Genomic DNA, 16,002 nt, shown 5'->3' with positions numbered 1-16,002 from the left:
CTGAACCACCGAAAAGCAACAGGGACGCCCACCATGGGTGCCCTCTCCCGAAAGGAAAACCAGCCATGAAACCGATCCTGCACATCACCAGCGGCGATATTGCCGGCGAGCGGCTGGCGAACAGCGGGCTGGCCGGCGAGGTCTTTGTCTGGCACGATATCCTCTACGATGGGCCGCGGAACCCGGGCTGGCCGGCTGACGATACCTTGTCTGCCCGGGCACGTTTCCTGGAGGCGGTGACCGGGGGCGGGCTCGACCGGGACTTCGTGCGCGAGACGCTGGATGGCCAATATGCCCGGCTGGCGGCGGCGCAGGGCAACGCGCACATCGTCCTCTGGTTCGATGCCTGCCTGTTCGACCAGGCGATGCTGTGCCATATCCTGGCCTGCATGAAAGCGCGGGGGATCGCCGCCGAGTTGATCTGTCTCGATTCGTTTCCCGGCGTCGTGCCGTTCAACGGTCTCGGCCAGCTCTCCCCGGCGCAGCTCGCCTCGGTGTACGACCGGCGAACGATGGTGACGGCCGACCAGTTTCTCTTCGCCGAGCGGGTCGAGCGGGCTTTTGCCGGCCAGGACCGGCGGGAGTTCGCCGCGCTGGCGACCTGTGCCGATCCGCCCCTGCCGTGGATTCCCGCCGCGGTGGCCCGCTGGCTCAAGGAACAGCCGGACCCGCCGACCGGCTTGAGCCTGCTGCAGCGCCTCGCCCTGGCGGCCATGCAGACCGGTTGCACCTCCCCGGCGGAGATTTATGCCGCCGTCGCCGCCAACGACGCTCCCCCCCAGTTCTGGGGCGACACGACCCTTTGGGCCGCGATCAACGCCCTGGCGGAACGCCACCCCCCTCTGGCCAGGATTGCCGGGCCGCTCCCCCGGTTGCCGCAATGGCACGGGATTGCCGACCTGACGCTTTTCCGCGTCTATCCGGCGGAATGAGGCGATCCGGGCGTTCGGAAGAATGACCCGCATCAGGTGGCGATCAGAATTGCCGGGGTACCTCTTTGGGGGCAGGGTTTCGGCTTCATCTCGCGGATTACCACAATCAATTTAATCGGTATCTCCACGGGTGTCCGGTGCCGGCATGAATCGGTCAGTGACTTTTCTCCGCCGCCCGCTGCGGGAAGAGGTACAGGCTGAGCAGGATCAACCCGAGGAGCACCGCCGAGGCAGAGTAACGGCTGAGCGCCATGCCGCCGGCGCTGACCGGTTTGTCGAGCAGGTCGCCGACCACCGCCCCGAGCGGCCGGGTCAGGATGAATGCCGCCCAGAAGAGGGTTGTCCGGGAGATCCGTGTCAAGTAGTAGGCGGCAGCGATGACCGCCAGCAGGGTGCCGAAGATGACTGCGCCGTTCAGGTAGCCAAGGCCGGCGGTGTCGGCGGTCCAGTCGCCGAGCGCCGTGCCGAGCGTCTGGGAAAACATGATCGTCACCCAGTAAAAGACCTCCGCCTTCTTTGTCCGTATCGTGTCGACCGCCACCGACCCCATGGTGCGATACCAGACCGCCAGGGAGCCGACGAGGAGGGCGAGCAGCAGCGTTGAGCCGCCGGCATAGCCGATCCCGAGCGACCGGTCGGCGAAGTCGGCCAGGGTGGTGCCGACCGTGGTGGTGGCGATGATGGTCGTCCAGTATAACAGCGGCTGGTAGTGCCGGGCCGAAACCTGGGCAGAGACGGCGACGGCGAAGACGGCGGCGAAGATCGCCGTGCCGACGAGATAGCCGAGGTTCATCGACATGGAGACGGCGTCGCCGCCGGTTTCGCCGAGCGTGGTGGCGGCGATCTTGATCAGCCAGAAAATGAGCGTTACTGCCGGGACCTTGCTTGCCTGGGCGGCAATGGTGTCGTTCATGCCGGTATCCTCCCGTGGTGCATGTCGTTGCAATCCTGCATGACGTGCACGGTAGCACCGGCAGCTTAACGGAAGATTAAGGCGGTGGATGGTACGCCGGAAAGCGCCGATAATGATGCGACGAGGAAAGGGAGGGAGCATGACCCGGGAATTCACCAGTTTTACCGCGCCGTTTACCGCCAGTGGCCGGGCGGCGCTGGTGCCGTCGCCACCCTGGCATTATGCGGGGTGGCTGATCAACGTTGCCGTGCGCTGCGACCGGGCAATGAGCCCGGCGGTGGTGCCGCCGGCCCTCGGCCGGCTGACGGGCAACGGCTGCGTCCATTTTGCCGACTGGCAGGCAACCACCACCGGCGACGAACTGCTCGATCCGGTCTATGCCCAGTACCGGGAAACGATCGTCATCGTCGAGATCGAGCGGCCGGATGGCGCGCTGTACAATTTCTGCCCATTCATCTGGGTCGATCAGGATATCTCCCTGCTGCGCGGTCTGCTCCAGGGGTGGCCGAAAAAGCTGGGCGCGACCTACCTGACCCGTTCGCTGCCGATCGAGCATCAGGCAGCGGCTCCCCTCCGGGCCGGCAGCCGGCTTGGGGCGACCCTGACCGTCAAGGAACGGCGGCTGATCGAGGCTGCGGTGATGCTTACCGGGGAGCCGGGGCGGCCGTATGGCTTCCTGGCCAACAAAACCATCGGCACCGTCGGCTGGCCCGACCTGACCCGCCCCGCCGCCGGCCCCGAGCTGAGCTGGGTGCTGCCCGATATCCGCGACAAGGTCGCCTCGGCGTGGCACGATGCGGAAGCGGCGATCACGGTGCTGCCCCATCCGGTCGAAGAGTTGTCGCTGCTTGGCGAGCTGCAGGCCGAGCGGGCCAGCGTCGGTTGGGTCGGCATTACCGTGGTCGGGGCCCAGCCGTTCACCCCCTGAAGTCCCGGGAGGAGCGAAGTGTAAGCATCGCCGACAGAATGTCGTGATTAGCAACACTTTTTCTCGATCCGTGCGGCAGGTTGAATGGTAAATGTCGTTATTTTACAGCCTGTTGGCAGACGCGGGTCTTTGGCATACCCGTTGCGGTGTTATTCCTTACCGCCTGGTCTGAGAGGGACATCGAAGAACCCGGACTCCATAAAATTTTCCGGATCGACCGGAAAGGGAAGGGGAGAGGGCGATGCGCAGAGCACTATGTCGTGTCGAGCAGGGACGTTGGCGGGGCGGGGTGGCAAAGCGGGTGCGGGCGGTGTTGCTGGTGGCGCTTACGGCGGTACTGTTCGGGTTGCCGGGCGTATCGTCGGCGACCCTGGTCAAGGTTGGCGATTCGCCGATGGCCTATGATCCGGTAACCAATCTCTACTGGTTTACCGACCTGTCGCTTCTGAACAACAAGAATTACCAACAACAGCAGGCCATTATCGCCTCGTTGTCGGTTGCCGGCTACTCCGGTTTTCATATGGCCGGCCTGCAGGAAATTACCTCGCTGCTGGCGGCGGTAACCACCACCGCGGATCTGGCATCTTTCGATCCGACCTCGATCATCACCCACTCACCGGCCGAGCAGACCGAGTACCTGTGGACGGGGCGGGTCGACAATTTGCAGTCGGTGTCTCCGGAAGGCCTGGCTGTACGCCAGTTCTATACCTTCATGGCGCAGCCATCCTTGTCGGATTTGATATCTTGCGGCCATTCCAATCTTAGCGACGATAGCAGCTTCCTCCCCGGCGAGGGCGTTTCGCTGAGCGCCTGGGTCGTCTGTTCCAAAGACCCGGAACCGGTCCCCGAGCCGGGATCGCTGGCGTTGCTCGTCATTGGCGTAGCGGCCCTGATCGGCTATCGGTGGCGCATGAACAGGGATCGTCGCGACTGACGCACGCGCCGGGTCCTTCGGTTCCGGCGATCCCGCCTTAAATCGTCGCTGCTTCGTACGAGAGGTTCCCGGATTTGCGGAAATGCTGCCGCTTGTCGTGCTCTGCGGTGTTGCCGTCGATCATTCGGCCAAGCGATCGGTGGCGCGTTCAGAGGGGTTACGGCTTCTTTTTGGCTGTTCTGGCCGGGCGGGCCTTGGCTGCCGGCGTAACCTCGGGCGGCAAATAGGCTGCCGCTTCCGCCGGTTGCAGGGTCGCGAAGTGGGAGGCGGCAATTTTCCGGCTTTTGCCGTCGCTGAACTGGATCGTTGCCATGGCTGCCGTAACTTCCAGTACCTTGCCTGCGCCCCATTCTAGCGCGCCTGTGTGGCTCACAATGCTGCCTGTCTTGATTGTCATTGTTGGTCCCTCGATTGTTTGGAAGGGTAGCGTGTGCTGTTCGGTGAGCTGATTCTGACGGTGCCGTTCCAGGGAGGATTGATTACTCGTCCATTGCCGTGCTTAGTTATAATGACGCATAGTCCAGTTAAATAGCAATGGAATAATCAATAATAAATATATTATAGGATGCCACGATAAATCATTATGTCAATCAAATGCCATATGCCGCACAAGTTATTGTGAAATCTGCCGCTGGCAATGATTCTGGCATTAATTCGGTGATTATTTGGAGGTGGGGCGGTTTTTTCGGAATGGCGCTGAATTTAATAGTTTGACTTTGTTCGATCAAAGCTGTTACGGTAGTTCAAATCCAGGGCTTTTCCTGGGTAAAAACAACGAGAAGTTTTAGGAGAAAGTAAGCACATGGTAAACGGTACGGTAAAATGGTTCAACGACAGCAAAGGGTTTGGTTTTCTCGAGCAGGAAGACGGCGAAGATGTATTTTGCCATTTCTCCGCCATTACCGGCGACGGATTTAAATCCCTTACTGAAGGCGATAGGGTAACGTTTGAAGTAACGAAGGGACCGAAAGGCCTTCAGGCGGCAAACGTCAGAAAGATCTGATTTTCGTCTCCATGCGTCCCTAAAAGCCCCGGAGCAACCCGGGGCTTTTTTTGGCGCGAAAAACGGAGTCGTTTGCCGCCCGGTTTTCTTGTCGTTCCTTCTGGAAGTGTCGACCGGTAACGGATTCATCGCCAAGCCGAAGGCGGCACGGGTAATGCTGACTGGATGTCGCAGCGCCGGAACTGGATCACCGGATTGCGGCCAAAAGGAGTGAAGCGATGGCAAAACCCAACTTCAAGTTGCAAAAGCGGCAAAAGGAATTGGAACGGAAGAAAAAGAACGAGGAAAAACTGCAACGCAAGCTGGCCAAGAATAGTTCGGCTGCCGAGGAAAATCCCGATCAGCCCCCTGCCGACGAAGAATCTCCCTGAGGGCCGCTGCCGGCGCGGCAACGGCCATGCCGCCCCCAGCCCTTCATCACTGCTGTAACTGCCCCGCCTAGATCTTCACTGTCTTGTACAAGAAATTCTTGAATTTGAAGAAGCGTTTCCGTTCGTCGTCGTTCTCCTCGATATCGCCGTCGACCGCCCGGAGGGAACGGGCGATCTGCGGCATACTTCGTCCCGCCACCTCCCGGCTCCGATCGATCACCAGCCGGACCACGTCGCGCGAAATGGCATTGGCCGAGTACGGCTCGTAGACCTCTTCCCAGAAGGTGGCCCCGTTGGCGATCTTCTGCATGATTTCGCCGACGATCCGCTCGTTCAGCTCCTGGGCGGCGTTGGCGGTCGGGGTTTCCCGCATACCGGCGGCCAGCGCCTTGCGGATGTCGCTGGCAGTGAGCACTTTCCCCTGGCGGAAGAAGAGCGCCCGGAGCAGGATGCTCCGCAGCTCGCGGATGTTGCCGTGGTAATGGTGGTTCATCAGTAGTTGCTTGGCCTCTTCGGTGAGGGTCGGCGCGTCTTCCTTCGGCTCTTCGCCCCGGTAAGTGCGGTAGAGCTTGCCGAGGAAGTGGGTCGCCAGATCCGGGATGTCCTCCCGCCGCTCGTTCAGGGACGGCACCCGCACCGACAGCTCCGACAGCCGGTGGTAGAGGTCTTCGCGGAAATTGCCGCGGCGGATCTCTTCGGTCAGGTCCTTGTTGGTGGCGGCCACCAGCAGCACCCGGCTGTAGCGCTCCAGATTCTCGCCGAGCCGGACAAAGCCGCCGTTGTCGAGGAAGCGGAGCAACTGCACCTGCGTCTTCGGGTCGGCGTCGCCGATCTCGTCGAGGAAGACGATTCCCCCCTGCGCTTCTTCGATAATCCCCCGCCGGTCGCTGTAGGCGCCGGTGAAGGCTCCCTTCTTGTGGCCGAACAGCTCCGAATAGGTCAGCTCGCCGCTGTAGGCGGCGATGTTGGTCTTCTTGATCGGCAGCTGACCGCTCGGGTTGATCTTCTCCCGGTACATCTCGTTCAGCTTGTTGTAGAGGTTGTTGAAAAAGAATTCCTTGCCGGCGCCGGTCTGGCCGAGGACCAGGATCGACGGCAGGCCGATGGTCGCCTCCTGGAGGACGTTCTTGCTCCAGAGGGTGATCCGGTTGAAGAGCGGGATGGAGACGGTGTTGATGAACTCGACGATCTCCAGGGCCTTGCGGCTGTTGCCGATGATGTTGCCGAGCCGGTAGGAGGAGATCTGCGGGTCCTTGTAGGCGACGTCCGATTTCAGCCGGGTCACCTCGCTCTGCAGCCGCTCGATCCGTTGCAGGTCGGAGATATGCCGGCCGGTCAGCCGGTCGATGATCTGCAGGATCCGCTTGTGCTCTTCGGTGAAGTAGGCCGGCTTCAGCGAGTTGAGGCAGACGACGGCGATCACTTCGTCGTCGCAGACGATCGGCACGGCGATCTCGCTCTTGATCTGCTCGTGCATCGAGCGGTGGAAGCCGCCGGCCTGCTGCTCTTCCTCGACCCGGGCGATGATCTTCGGCTGCTGGCACCAGGCGACGTAGCCGGTCAGGCTCCGCTCTTCCGGCGGCAGCTCGGGGCCGCCGATCCGGAAGGGGGGGATATATTTCTTCAGCCAGGCCTTGTTCTTGGCGCCGACGATGGTCCCTTCCTCGTCTTCCACCACCAGCCACTTTTCCCCGTCCCGCTCCTCGACGATGGCGATGCTGCCGGTGTCGGCGCCGATCAACTCGGTGGCCTTGGAGAGCACCTTGGTGAGAAACGGCTGCAGCTCTTCGTTCCGCTCCTGGAGAAGTTCGGTGATCTCGGCGAGCACCCGGATTTCCAGGTGCTCGCCGCCGATCTCGTTGACCACCCGCTCCGCCATCTCGGCGTGGGTCTGCAACAGCCCCATCTCGAAGTCGGAGAAGCGGTAGAGTTCGCGGGTGAAGTAGTTGACCAGGCAGATCACCTTGCGGCTCGACGATTCGTAGCGGGGGACCATGTAGAGGGAACGGAGCGACATCTCCTCGGTCAGTGCCCGCTTCTGTAACGCCTGCTCGGTCAGGTCGGTGATGAACAGCGGCCGGAGCAGCCGCTCGTCGGTGATCACCGCGCTGTCGTCGAGGTAGCGGGCGATCAGCGAGGCGCCACGCCGGAGGGCGATCTCCCCCTGGGCATCGTAGATGGCCTTGAGCTGGGGATCCTCCGAATGGCTGGCGAGGATGGCCATATGGGTTGTGCCGTCGGCGCCGGTGATCGGCACCAGCACCGAGGCGAGCACCAGCTTGTCGATCAGCCGGACGGCGGACTGGACCATGAAGGTGGCCGCTTCCCGCTTCTTGTACATCTCGACCCGCCGGGCCAGCAGCAGCTGCTGGTGGTATTTCCGGGCAAAGTCGAGCCGGTCGGCGACGGCGGTGGCGAATTCGCCGAGCACCGTTTTGCTCCGGGCGTCGATCAGCTCGCCCGGTCGGTCTCGGTCGATGCAGATCACGCCGATCGATTTGCCGAGGCTGACGATCGGCAGCAGGTAGGACGACTGGATGGCGAAGCGCTGGGCGAACTCCCGGTCGAGCCGGTGGGGATTGTCCCTCGTGGTGCGGTATTCGGCGGCGTACTGGGAGACGAAGACGCTCGATACCACGGCGTCACTGGAAATGATTGGGAAGGAGACCTCCCGGATCGCCTCGGCGAGCGGTTCGGAGGCGTAGACACAGGAGAGCACCCCCCTGGTCAGGTCCTCCAGGTAAATCCGCAGCCGCTCCTCGCCGGAGACCAGGCGGACCCCTTCGGCGACGGCGTGCAGCATCTCTTCGAGGTTTTCCTTGCCGTAGCCGGCGATTCGCTCGCGAAGCGCGGCCAGCTGGCTGCTGATGGGAGTCATGGTTACCTCTGAGTAGTTTTTTTACACTCAGAGGGTAGTGTACGGGGGCGGGGGCGGAAATGTCAAGAGGGGAGGCGGTGCGGGGTCAGGCAAGCCCCTTGCGGAGCAGGTAGAGCTCCTCCATGTCGAGGTCGTTCTGCTCGAAGTATTCCCGCTCCAGTTCTTCGACGTAGAAGCGGTCGAGCCCCGAGTTTTCCAGGAAATCCTCCCGCAGGCCGCTGTCGCTGTCGGCGATTACCTGGGGGAAGAGGTTGTGCAGGTAGATCGCTTCCTTCTGGATGGTCAGGATCGCCTCGTCGAACAGCCGTTCCGGGATCTCCTCGCGGAGCAGCCGCTTGCTGCGCAACTCCTCGACCACTTCGCGCTTGAGTGCCTCCTTGTCGGTCTTTGAGGCATACTTCGAGTAGAAATTCCTGATCCGTTCCCGGATGTAGGCGAGCACCGTGTTGGCGACCCGCTCTTCGCCGTCGATTACCTGCAGCCGGTCGAGCAGGGCGGCGATGGTCAGCCGGTTCCCCTCGATCTCCTTCAGCCCGACAGCGAGGGTGGCGACCTTCTTCCGGCCGTAGCTGCCGAGGTACTTGTTGCTGAACAGGCAGCTGATGAACAGCTCCTCGAACAGCCCGGCGCGCAGGGCGTCGAAGGCGACCTTATTGCCGAGCAGGCTGCGCAGCATCTCCTCGCCCACCCGGACGTTCTCCATGAAGGCCAGCTGGTTGATCGCCTGGGAGGTGGCATCGTAGCGGTCGAAGAAGGTGATGATGTAGGAGAACCCTTCGAGGAGGGCGATGTCGGCGCCGTCGCGGATCTTCTCGTCGCAGGCCTTGCTGGCGTCGAGCAGCAGCTCCTCGAAGGCGTGATCGCGGTTCTCGGCGGCATGCTTCTTGGCGAAGAGCAGCTTGACCACGTCGTCCCGGTCGATGGTGTCGTCGATGTTCCGCTCGCGAAGGAAGAGCCCTTCCAGGATTTCGCGGGTTTCGGTGATATAGTTGTGTTCTTCGGCGGCGATTACCGCCTTGTCGTTCTTCAGCATCTCGTCGAGGGTGTAAAAGAGGGCGCCGGGAATCTTGTTCCGCACCGACAGGGTCTTGAGCCGGGTGAGCCGGGCGTTCTCGAGCATGGTGATCTCCCCCTTGCGGTGGCAGGAAATCAGGATGTTCTTGTATTCGTCGACAATCCGCCGGTTGGCCGGGTGCTTGTACATGACGTCGATCCTGATCCGCTCCTGCTGGTAGCGGTCGATGTCGTAACGGAGGGCGATCTCGGTCAGCATGGCGAAATCGTCGTCGGCGATCTTCTTGCTCCTGAAGTAGAGGCGGCGGAAGGTGTCGTGGTACTGGCGGTGGTGAATGTTGATCAGCTTGAAGAGGAAAAAGAGCGCCTTCGGATCGTTGAGCTGCTCCATCACCTCGGCGATGATGGCGTTTTCGTCTTGGATGCCAACCGCCGGCGAGCGCTTGAGCGCCTTGCCGATCAGCTTGACGATGTCCTCCTGCTGGCGGCTGGCGGCGCCGGTCACTCGGGCGGAGGAGATGAAGAAGAAGTAGTTGACGACGGCATTGCCTTCGAAAAAGATCTTGTCGTAGCCGAGCTGGCCGCCGGTCCGGTCGCTGAACTGGATCGCCCCGGTTTCTTCGTCGGTGTGGGCGCCGTACATGATCAGCCGGTTGATGACGTCTCCCTTGGCCAGGTCGGCCACCGGCTGGTCGACGCCGAACATGTACTCGCAGAAGGAACCGCCGTTCCCCTCGTGGCGGATGCCGTTGGGGCCGATGACGAAATCGCTGCCCGGGGAGAAGAAGCGGAGTTCGGCGTTCTCACCCTCGGCGGCATTGAAGAAATAACGCTGGTGGGCATCGGCGCCGGCAACGATGGCGTAGTATTCGACCCGTCCGCCGAGATGTCCGTGAAGCCGTATGTCCTTGTGCATGGGCACCTGCCGTCAGAACGAGATGTCCTCTTATAGCGGGAAACTGGCGACAATTCAAGCCCTACAACGTCAGGACCATCCCGTCGTAGGCAAATTCGACCCCGGCCGGCAGCTTGCTGCCGTCGCCGTACGGGACTTCGTGGGTCAGGTGGGTCAACACGGCCCGTTGCGGTTTGAGCAGCTCGACCATCGCCAGCGCCCCGTCGATATTGAAATGGTTCTCGTGGGGGGTGTAGCGGAGGGCGTCGATGATCAGGAGGTCGAGCCGGGCGAGCAGCGCCAGCGATGACTCGGGAATCCGGCTGCAGTCGGTGAGGTAGGCGGCGCCGCCGATCCGGTAGCCGGTCGCCGGCATGGCGCCGTGGTAGAGGTGGATCGGGGTGATCACGTGGCCGAACAGGCCAAACGGCTCGGTAACGACGTGGGGGTCGAGCAGCGGCGCGTAGCCGGCCACCTCCATGCCGCTGAAGATATAGGAAAAATTCCGCTGGACCGCTTCCATGGTCTCCTTGCTGCCGTAACAGGGGACCAGCCGGCGGTGGATAAAGTGAAAGCCGCGCAGATCGTCGATGCCGTTGATATGGTCGGCGTGAGGATGGGTGAGGAGGACGGCGTCGATCCGGGGAACCTGGTGGCGGAGCGCCTGGCGGCGCAGGTCCGGCGAAGTGTCGACCAGGATGTACCGTCCGGCCGCTTCGATGAGAATGGAGGCCCGGGTCCGCTTGTCGTGCGGGTCCGGCGACAGGCAGACCGGGCAGGAGCAGCCGACCATCGGCACGCCGGTCGAGGTGCCGCTGCCGAGGATAGTGATTTTCATAGCGTTGCCTTCCGGTGACATCGCTCAAGGGTAGCACGGCCGCCGGCGGGGCGGCAAGGGATTATCCGGCGACCCGCTCGAGGAATTCCCGCACCAGCGGCGTGAAGGTCTCGTGCTCCAGCAGGAAGGCGTCGTGGCCGTAGGCCGAGTCGATCAGGTGATACTCGACCGGCTTGCCGAGTCGTTGCAGGACCCCGACCATCTCTTCGGTCTGGTAGGGGGGGTAGAGCCAGTCGGAGCTGAAGGCGAAGAATTGGAGCGGCACCCGGACCGGGGCGAAGGCCTCCTCCAGCGACTCGCATCCCCAGGCGACGTCGTAGAGGTCGAGGGCCTTGGCCAGATAGAGGAACGCGTTGGCGTCGAAACGGTCGACGAAGTTGTAGCCGTTGTAACTTAGGTAGCGCTCGATCTCGAACTGGCCGAAGAAGTCGAACTGGCCGTCCCGGGCGGAGAAACGCCGACCGAACTTCTGCCACATCGACTCGTCGGAGAGAAAGGCGATGTGGCCGATCCCCCGGGCGAGCGCCAGGCCGTCCTTCGGGTTCTTCCGGTAATCTCCCTTGCGCCAGGTCGGGTCGTTGAAGATTGCCCAGCGGGCAATGGCGTTGAGGGCGATCGCCTGGGGCGACGGCTTGCTGGTGGTGGCCAGCGCCACCGCCGAGCGGATTCGCTCGGGGAACTGGGTGGCCCATTCGAGGGCCTGCATCCCCCCCATGCTGCCACCGAGGACGGTGAGGAGGCGGTCGACGCCGAGGTGGTCGAGCAAGAGCGCCTGGGCCCGGACCATGTCGCGGACGGTGATCACCGGGAAAGAGAGGTTGTAGCGCTTGCCGGTCTTCGGGTTGAGCGATGCCGGGCCGGTGGAGCCGTAACAGGAGCCGATGACGTTGGAACAGATGACGAAGTAGCGGTCGGTGTCGAGCAGCCGGCCGGGGCCGACGATGGCATCCCACCAGCCGGGCTTCGGATCGTCGTCGCTGTACTTCCCCGCCAGGTGGGCGTTGCCGGTCCAGGCATGGGCGACCATGATCGCGTTGGACCGGTCGGCGTTGAGGGTACCGTAGGTCTCGTAGACGAGGGTGATCGGCCCGAGGATCCGGCCGCTCTCCAGGCGGAGTTCGCGGTCGAAGGTAACGGATTGTTCTTGGACGATGCCGACGGACATGGGACCTCTTGGCTCTCGGCCGGGCGGCGCGGGAAACGAAAAGCCCCTTCCCGCGGTGACGGGAAGGGGCTGAGGGACGGCTGGCCGATCTTCAAGCACCTTCTCATCTTCGCCTCTCGGCAGGATTTAGCACCTGACGCCCGTTGCCGGACCGGTTGCTGTGGCTTCGCAGGGCCTTTCCCTCCACCACTCTTGATAAGAAAGCTCCGTCTGCAGCCGGTTACCGGCCGGTCTGCGCAACGGACGAATCTATTTGATTTTCATGAAAGAATACGGGAGGGTGCTGCGTTTGTCAATTGAAATGTTCTCCCCGGGCGTCCGGGTGGAAAACCGCGCCAGTGTTGAGTTATTCGTTTGCCAAACCGGCGGGCGATGAAGTATAGTCGTCCGGTGCCGACAGCGGATGGAGCGGTGTAAACCTTGCTTTTTCATGATCCTGCTTTATACTTTTGACGACTTTCATGCTGCGGAGGGTGCGTACGAATGACAATTGCCGGAATAGCCGTTGTGATAATGGCCGTGGCTCTGGTAGTTCTGGTTGCCTTCATGATCCCCACCCTGATCGAGATCAGGAAGGCCGCCCTCGGCGTACAGCATTTCGCGGAGCAGACCCGCCTTGAACTGAAACCGGTCATCAGCGAACTGGAGCGGACGGTGGCCGACCTCAAGATCGTCACCCAGGGGGTGGCGGCGCGGGTCGACGACGTGCAGACGTTCATGGAGGCGGTCGGCGATACCGGCCGGAATATCCGGACCATCAATTCAGTGATCAGCAGTGTGGCCAGCCTGGCCGCCACTTCGTCGGTCTGGATGACCGGCGCCCGGGTGGCCGGCAAGTTCCTGGCGGAACGCATTGCCAAAAAAAGGGGGTAATCGTTATGGCGGATGAAGACAAAAGTGTAAGCGTCGGGACCGTATTCCTCTCCTTCATCGCCGGTGCCGCGGTTGGCGCCGGGCTCGGACTGCTGCTGGCGCCCAAGACGGGGCGGGAGATGCGCGAGTCGATCATGGACCTGACCGACGAGGCGGTGGACAAGATCAAGGGGTTCACCAAGGAAGCCCAGGCCAAGATCAAGGATACCTACGACGAAACCAAGGACCTGATCTCGGAGAAGAAGAGTATTGTCACCAGTGCCATCGAGGCCGGCAAGGAAGCGATGGATCGGGAGCGCGAAAAGTACCGGCAGATGTAAATCCTCCCCGTTAGTGTGAAAAAGCCCACCCCCGCGTGGGCTTTTTCATGCTGGCGGGCGGCGGGGAACGGCCATGGCACCGGAACGCACGACCAAGGGCGGCATCGCCGGCTTTTTTACCCACACCCTCTGGGAGGTGGAGCTGTCGTCGTTCGGCCCGCTCAGGGGGGGGGCAGTCAAGTATCTTCGAATCGCCGTCATGCTGGTGCGGGCCTTTTATGACGACCAATGCTTGCTGCGGGCGTCGGCGCTCACCTTCTCGACCCTCCTCTCTATCGTCCCCCTGTTCGCCCTCGCTTTCGCCGTCCTGAAGGGGTTTGGCGTCCAGAACACCCTGGAGCCGTTCATCCTCGACCAGATGGCTGCCGGCTCCCAGGAAATCGTCGACAAGATCGTTACCTACATCAACAACACCAAGGTCGGTTCACTCGGCGCCATCGGCCTGGTCACCCTGCTTGTCTCGGTCGTTACCCTGCTCGGCAACATTGAGGAGGCGTTCAACGCCGTCTGGGGGGTCCGGGAAACCCGCTCCGTCTATCGCAAGTTCAGCGACTATCTCAGCGTAATTATCAGTGCGCCGGTGCTGTTGTTCGCCGCGGTCAGCGTCACCACCACCCTGCAGAGCCAGAAGGTGGTGCAGTGGCTGGTCGGGTCCAGCTATTTCGGCGGGCTGTTGCTCTCCCTTTTTCATCTCGTCCCCTATCTCAGCATCTGGCTGGCGTTGGTCTTCCTCTACGTGTTTATCCCGAATACCAAGGTGCATTTCCGCTCGGCGCTGATCGGCGGGCTGATCGCCGGTACTGTCTGGCAGGTGGCCCAGTGGGGCTACATCCATTTCCAGGTCGGCGTCTCCCGTTACAACGCCATCTACGGGACGCTGGCGGTGCTGCCGGTCTTCATGGTCTGGCTCTACACCAGCTGGATGATCGTGCTGTTCGGCGTGGAGGTGGTCTATGCCCATCAGCATCAGCGCACCCTGCTCCGGGAGGTCCATACGCCGACGGTGAGCTATGCCGTCCGGGAGCAGTTGGCGCTGGCGCTGCTGCTGGAGATTGCCTGGGCGTTCTGGACCGATCGCCCCCCCTGGAACGCCGAGCTGCTGGCCGAACGGCTCAAGGTGCCGGAGCGGATGGTGCGGGAGTTGCTCGACCAACTGATCGGCGCTGGCTGGGTGGCGGCCGGCGGTGACGGCGAGCCGACATATCTGCCGGCCCGGGAGCTGGGGCACATCCGGGTGCGGGAGGTGGTCGACTCGGTGAAGGCGCATGGGGTGTCATCGCTTGTGGAGTGGGCCGAGGACCCGCTGGTGGCCGGACTCTGCGCAAGGATCGACGGGACGGTTGCCGATGCCCTCGGCGAGCTTTCGTTCCGGGACCTGGTGCAAAGACGGAGCGATGCGCCGGAGGACGGCGGGGTGGACGGGCGTAACGGCTAAGTTCGCGGGGAGCGGCGTTGACAAAGGGAGGGCTTTAACATATAGTGGCGAACAGGTTCGTCAATCGATTTCCGCAGTTGCGCATCGTCCCGGCAGTCCCCGGCCGGCTGTTTCGCACGAAATGACATAAATGCAAGATTTCAAACGGTTAAGCCAAAAAAAACGTTCTCCCCTGTCGTCGCTCTTCGCCTCCCGGAATCCCTCTCCCCGCAATACCTACAAAAGCCTGATCGAACCGCCGCAGAAAAAGAAGCGGTTACGGCTGCTGCTGCCGCTTATCGCCTCGCTGCTGGTCGCCTATCCGGTCTTTTCACTGCTTTTTTCGAGTCGACCGGCGGTCTCCAGCGTTCGCGAGGAACCGCGCCCCGGCATGCTTGCACCGGGGAGCCTCGATCCCTTCAGTTCGTTCCAGCTGGCTTCCAGCGTCATGGGGAGCGCCCGGTTCACTGACGGCCATCTCGAAGCGCCGCTCCCCGACGGCGGGACGGTGGTCTATGCCATCGATGAGGCGGTCCAGCAGCGGGTCCAGGATGTCTTTTCCCAGTTCCGCGTGCCGTACGGGGTTTTTGTCGCCATCGAGCCGAAGACCGGCAAGGTGCTGGCGATGGCCGCCCACTCGGCGGTCGCTCCCGAATGGGAACAGCGGGCCTTCTATTCGGTCTACCCGATGGCCTCGCTGTTCAAGATCATTACCGCTACGGCGGCCCTCGAACAGAAGAAGGTGACCCCCGAAACGGTCATCCCGTTCCGCGGCGGCCTCTATTCCGAGAGCTCCCGCTACTGGAGCTCCCTGCCGCGCCGCGGTGCCCAGGAGATGGACCTGACTACGGCGATGAGCAAGTCGGTCAACCCGGTGTTCGGCCGGCTGGCCTGCGATATCGCGGGCCGCGAGTCGGTTCTGCGTTGTGCCGAGCGGTTCGGCTTCAACCACCTGCTCCTGCCCGGCACGCCGGTTGAGCCGAGCAAGGCCGAGTATCCGCGGACCGACGACGACTTGCGGCTGATGGGGGCCGGACTTGGCCGCGAGGTAAAGATTTCGCCGGTGCATGCGGCGGTGATGATGGCCGCCATCGCCAATGGCGGCACCATGCTGGCGCCGGCCTTGGTGGACGAGATTCGGGACAGCAAGGGGGGGGTGACCTTCAGCTCCCGGCCGAAGGTGTTGCGGAACATCGTCTCTCCGGAGGTTGCCGCCCAACTGACCAAGATGATGTCGGCCACCGTCAGCAAGGGGACTTCCCGGCGGGCCTTCCATGACCGGCGCGGCCGGCCGAAACTCGCCGACATTACCGTTGCCGCCAAGACCGGCTCGATCAACGGTACCGACCCCCAGGGGCATTACAACTGGTTCGCGGCCTTCGCGCCGGTCGACGAACCGCAGATCGCCCTGGTGGCACTGGTGATCAACCAGGACAAATGGAAGATCAAGGCGTCCTACGTTGGTGAGCAGGCGCTGGAGGCGTTCTTCAAGTGAGATGGGCTGGCGGCGGGGAAGGGGCGTCC

Annotated in this window: 15 protein-coding genes and 1 riboswitch; of the genes, 9 read left to right on the top strand and 6 right to left on the bottom strand. The window is 62.5% G+C overall.

Going from position 1 to position 16,002, the window contains the following annotated elements:
• The first annotated feature begins 65 nt into the window (after nt 1-65).
• Nucleotides 66-932, top strand: coding sequence for a hypothetical protein (locus QMN23_RS14205; RefSeq protein ID WP_281999990.1), 867 nt, complete (start codon nt 66-68; stop codon nt 930-932).
• 154 nt (nt 933-1,086) lie between these two features.
• On the opposite strand, the gene QMN23_RS14200 is transcribed toward QMN23_RS14205, so the two are convergent.
• Nucleotides 1,087-1,845: a COG4705 family protein gene (locus QMN23_RS14200; RefSeq protein WP_281999989.1), complete on the bottom strand. Its 759-nt coding sequence runs from the start codon at nt 1,843-1,845 to the stop codon at nt 1,087-1,089.
• Between the two features lie 139 nt (nt 1,846-1,984).
• On the opposite strand from QMN23_RS14200, the gene QMN23_RS14195 reads away from it, so the two are divergent.
• Both QMN23_RS14195 and QMN23_RS14190 read left to right on the top strand, forming a co-directional pair.
• Nucleotides 1,985-2,773: an acetoacetate decarboxylase family protein gene (locus tag QMN23_RS14195; RefSeq protein WP_281999988.1), complete on the top strand. Its 789-nt coding sequence runs from the start codon at nt 1,985-1,987 to the stop codon at nt 2,771-2,773.
• Between the two features lie 241 nt (nt 2,774-3,014).
• A complete protein-coding gene (locus QMN23_RS14190) occupies nt 3,015-3,707 on the top strand; it encodes a PEP-CTERM sorting domain-containing protein (RefSeq protein ID WP_281999987.1) in 693 nt (230 codons plus the stop codon).
• A gap of 157 nt (nt 3,708-3,864) precedes the next feature.
• On the opposite strand, the gene QMN23_RS14185 is transcribed toward QMN23_RS14190, so the two are convergent.
• Nucleotides 3,865-4,104, bottom strand: coding sequence for a DUF3553 domain-containing protein (locus QMN23_RS14185; RefSeq protein ID WP_281999986.1), 240 nt, complete (start codon nt 4,102-4,104; stop codon nt 3,865-3,867).
• Nucleotides 4,105-4,509: 405 nt separating this feature from the next.
• Here QMN23_RS14185 and QMN23_RS14180 point away from each other — a divergent pair, with 405 nt between their 5' ends.
• Both QMN23_RS14180 and QMN23_RS14175 read left to right on the top strand, forming a co-directional pair.
• Nucleotides 4,510-4,710, top strand: coding sequence for a cold-shock protein (locus tag QMN23_RS14180; RefSeq protein ID WP_281999985.1), 201 nt, complete (start codon nt 4,510-4,512; stop codon nt 4,708-4,710).
• Between the two features lie 218 nt (nt 4,711-4,928).
• Nucleotides 4,929-5,081, top strand: coding sequence for a hypothetical protein (locus QMN23_RS14175; RefSeq protein WP_281999984.1), 153 nt, complete (start codon nt 4,929-4,931; stop codon nt 5,079-5,081).
• Between the two features lie 67 nt (nt 5,082-5,148).
• Here the strand turns inward: QMN23_RS14175 and QMN23_RS14170 are convergent, their stop codons facing one another.
• From QMN23_RS14170 to metX, 4 genes are all read right to left on the bottom strand, one after another.
• Nucleotides 5,149-7,959: a GPMC system transcriptional regulator gene (locus tag QMN23_RS14170; protein ID WP_281999983.1), complete on the bottom strand. Its 2,811-nt coding sequence runs from the start codon at nt 7,957-7,959 to the stop codon at nt 5,149-5,151.
• Between the two features lie 85 nt (nt 7,960-8,044).
• Nucleotides 8,045-9,889, bottom strand: coding sequence for a TIGR04442 family protein (locus QMN23_RS14165; RefSeq protein WP_281999982.1), 1,845 nt, complete (start codon nt 9,887-9,889; stop codon nt 8,045-8,047).
• 61 nt (nt 9,890-9,950) lie between these two features.
• Complete coding sequence (locus QMN23_RS14160) at nt 9,951-10,706, bottom strand: GPMC system MBL fold metallohydrolase (RefSeq protein WP_281999981.1); 756 nt, start codon at nt 10,704-10,706, stop codon at nt 9,951-9,953.
• A 61-nt stretch (nt 10,707-10,767) separates the two neighbouring features.
• Nucleotides 10,768-11,871 carry a homoserine O-acetyltransferase MetX gene (gene metX, locus QMN23_RS14155; protein WP_281999980.1) on the bottom strand — a complete coding sequence of 368 codons (1,104 nt, stop codon included), beginning with the start codon at nt 11,869-11,871 and terminating at the stop codon, nt 10,768-10,770.
• 100 nt (nt 11,872-11,971) lie between these two features.
• Nucleotides 11,972-12,073: riboswitch (SAM riboswitch) on the bottom strand.
• 281 nt (nt 12,074-12,354) lie between these two features.
• On the opposite strand from metX, the gene QMN23_RS14150 reads away from it, so the two are divergent.
• The 4 genes from QMN23_RS14150 to QMN23_RS14135 all read left to right on the top strand — a co-directional run bounded on the left by QMN23_RS14150 (nt 12,355) and on the right by QMN23_RS14135 (nt 15,973).
• Entirely contained in the window at nt 12,355-12,744 is a 390-nt protein-coding gene (locus tag QMN23_RS14150) for a DUF948 domain-containing protein (RefSeq protein WP_281999979.1), read from the top strand.
• Between the two features lie 5 nt (nt 12,745-12,749).
• Entirely contained in the window at nt 12,750-13,064 is a 315-nt protein-coding gene (locus tag QMN23_RS14145; RefSeq protein WP_281999978.1) for a YtxH domain-containing protein, read from the top strand.
• Between the two features lie 73 nt (nt 13,065-13,137).
• Nucleotides 13,138-14,499 (top strand): YhjD/YihY/BrkB family envelope integrity protein, encoded by a 1,362-nt coding sequence (locus QMN23_RS14140; protein ID WP_281999977.1) that lies wholly within the window; start codon nt 13,138-13,140, stop codon nt 14,497-14,499.
• Nucleotides 14,500-14,629: 130 nt separating this feature from the next.
• Complete coding sequence (locus tag QMN23_RS14135; RefSeq protein ID WP_281999976.1) at nt 14,630-15,973, top strand: penicillin-binding transpeptidase domain-containing protein; 1,344 nt, start codon at nt 14,630-14,632, stop codon at nt 15,971-15,973.
• Nucleotides 15,974-16,002: the final 29 nt, after the last annotated feature.

The organism is Geotalea uraniireducens, from assembly GCF_027943965.1.
Lineage (GTDB): Bacteria > Desulfobacterota > Desulfuromonadia > Geobacterales > Geobacteraceae > Geobacter > Geobacter uraniireducens.
Note: the sequence above shows the minus strand (reverse complement) of the source record. Positions and strands in the feature narration are given on the sequence as shown.

Coding starts and splice junctions, on each gene's coding strand:
- QMN23_RS14170 (WP_281999983.1), bottom strand. CDS start 7,959: ATGACTCCCATCAGCAGCCAGCTGGCCGCGCTTCGCGAGCGAATCGCC.
- QMN23_RS14205 (WP_281999990.1), top strand. CDS start 66: ATGAAACCGATCCTGCACATCACCAGCGGCGATATTGCCGGCGAGCGG.
- QMN23_RS14200 (WP_281999989.1), bottom strand. CDS start 1,845: ATGAACGACACCATTGCCGCCCAGGCAAGCAAGGTCCCGGCAGTAACG.
- QMN23_RS14145 (WP_281999978.1), top strand. CDS start 12,750: ATGGCGGATGAAGACAAAAGTGTAAGCGTCGGGACCGTATTCCTCTCC.
- QMN23_RS14165 (WP_281999982.1), bottom strand. CDS start 9,889: ATGCACAAGGACATACGGCTTCACGGACATCTCGGCGGACGGGTCGAA.
- QMN23_RS14180 (WP_281999985.1), top strand. CDS start 4,510: ATGGTAAACGGTACGGTAAAATGGTTCAACGACAGCAAAGGGTTTGGT.
- QMN23_RS14185 (WP_281999986.1), bottom strand. CDS start 4,104: ATGACAATCAAGACAGGCAGCATTGTGAGCCACACAGGCGCGCTAGAA.
- QMN23_RS14140 (WP_281999977.1), top strand. CDS start 13,138: ATGGCACCGGAACGCACGACCAAGGGCGGCATCGCCGGCTTTTTTACC.
- QMN23_RS14190 (WP_281999987.1), top strand. CDS start 3,015: ATGCGCAGAGCACTATGTCGTGTCGAGCAGGGACGTTGGCGGGGCGGG.
- QMN23_RS14195 (WP_281999988.1), top strand. CDS start 1,985: ATGACCCGGGAATTCACCAGTTTTACCGCGCCGTTTACCGCCAGTGGC.
- QMN23_RS14160 (WP_281999981.1), bottom strand. CDS start 10,706: ATGAAAATCACTATCCTCGGCAGCGGCACCTCGACCGGCGTGCCGATG.
- QMN23_RS14175 (WP_281999984.1), top strand. CDS start 4,929: ATGGCAAAACCCAACTTCAAGTTGCAAAAGCGGCAAAAGGAATTGGAA.
- metX (WP_281999980.1), bottom strand. CDS start 11,871: ATGTCCGTCGGCATCGTCCAAGAACAATCCGTTACCTTCGACCGCGAA.
- QMN23_RS14150 (WP_281999979.1), top strand. CDS start 12,355: ATGACAATTGCCGGAATAGCCGTTGTGATAATGGCCGTGGCTCTGGTA.
- QMN23_RS14135 (WP_281999976.1), top strand. CDS start 14,630: ATGCAAGATTTCAAACGGTTAAGCCAAAAAAAACGTTCTCCCCTGTCG.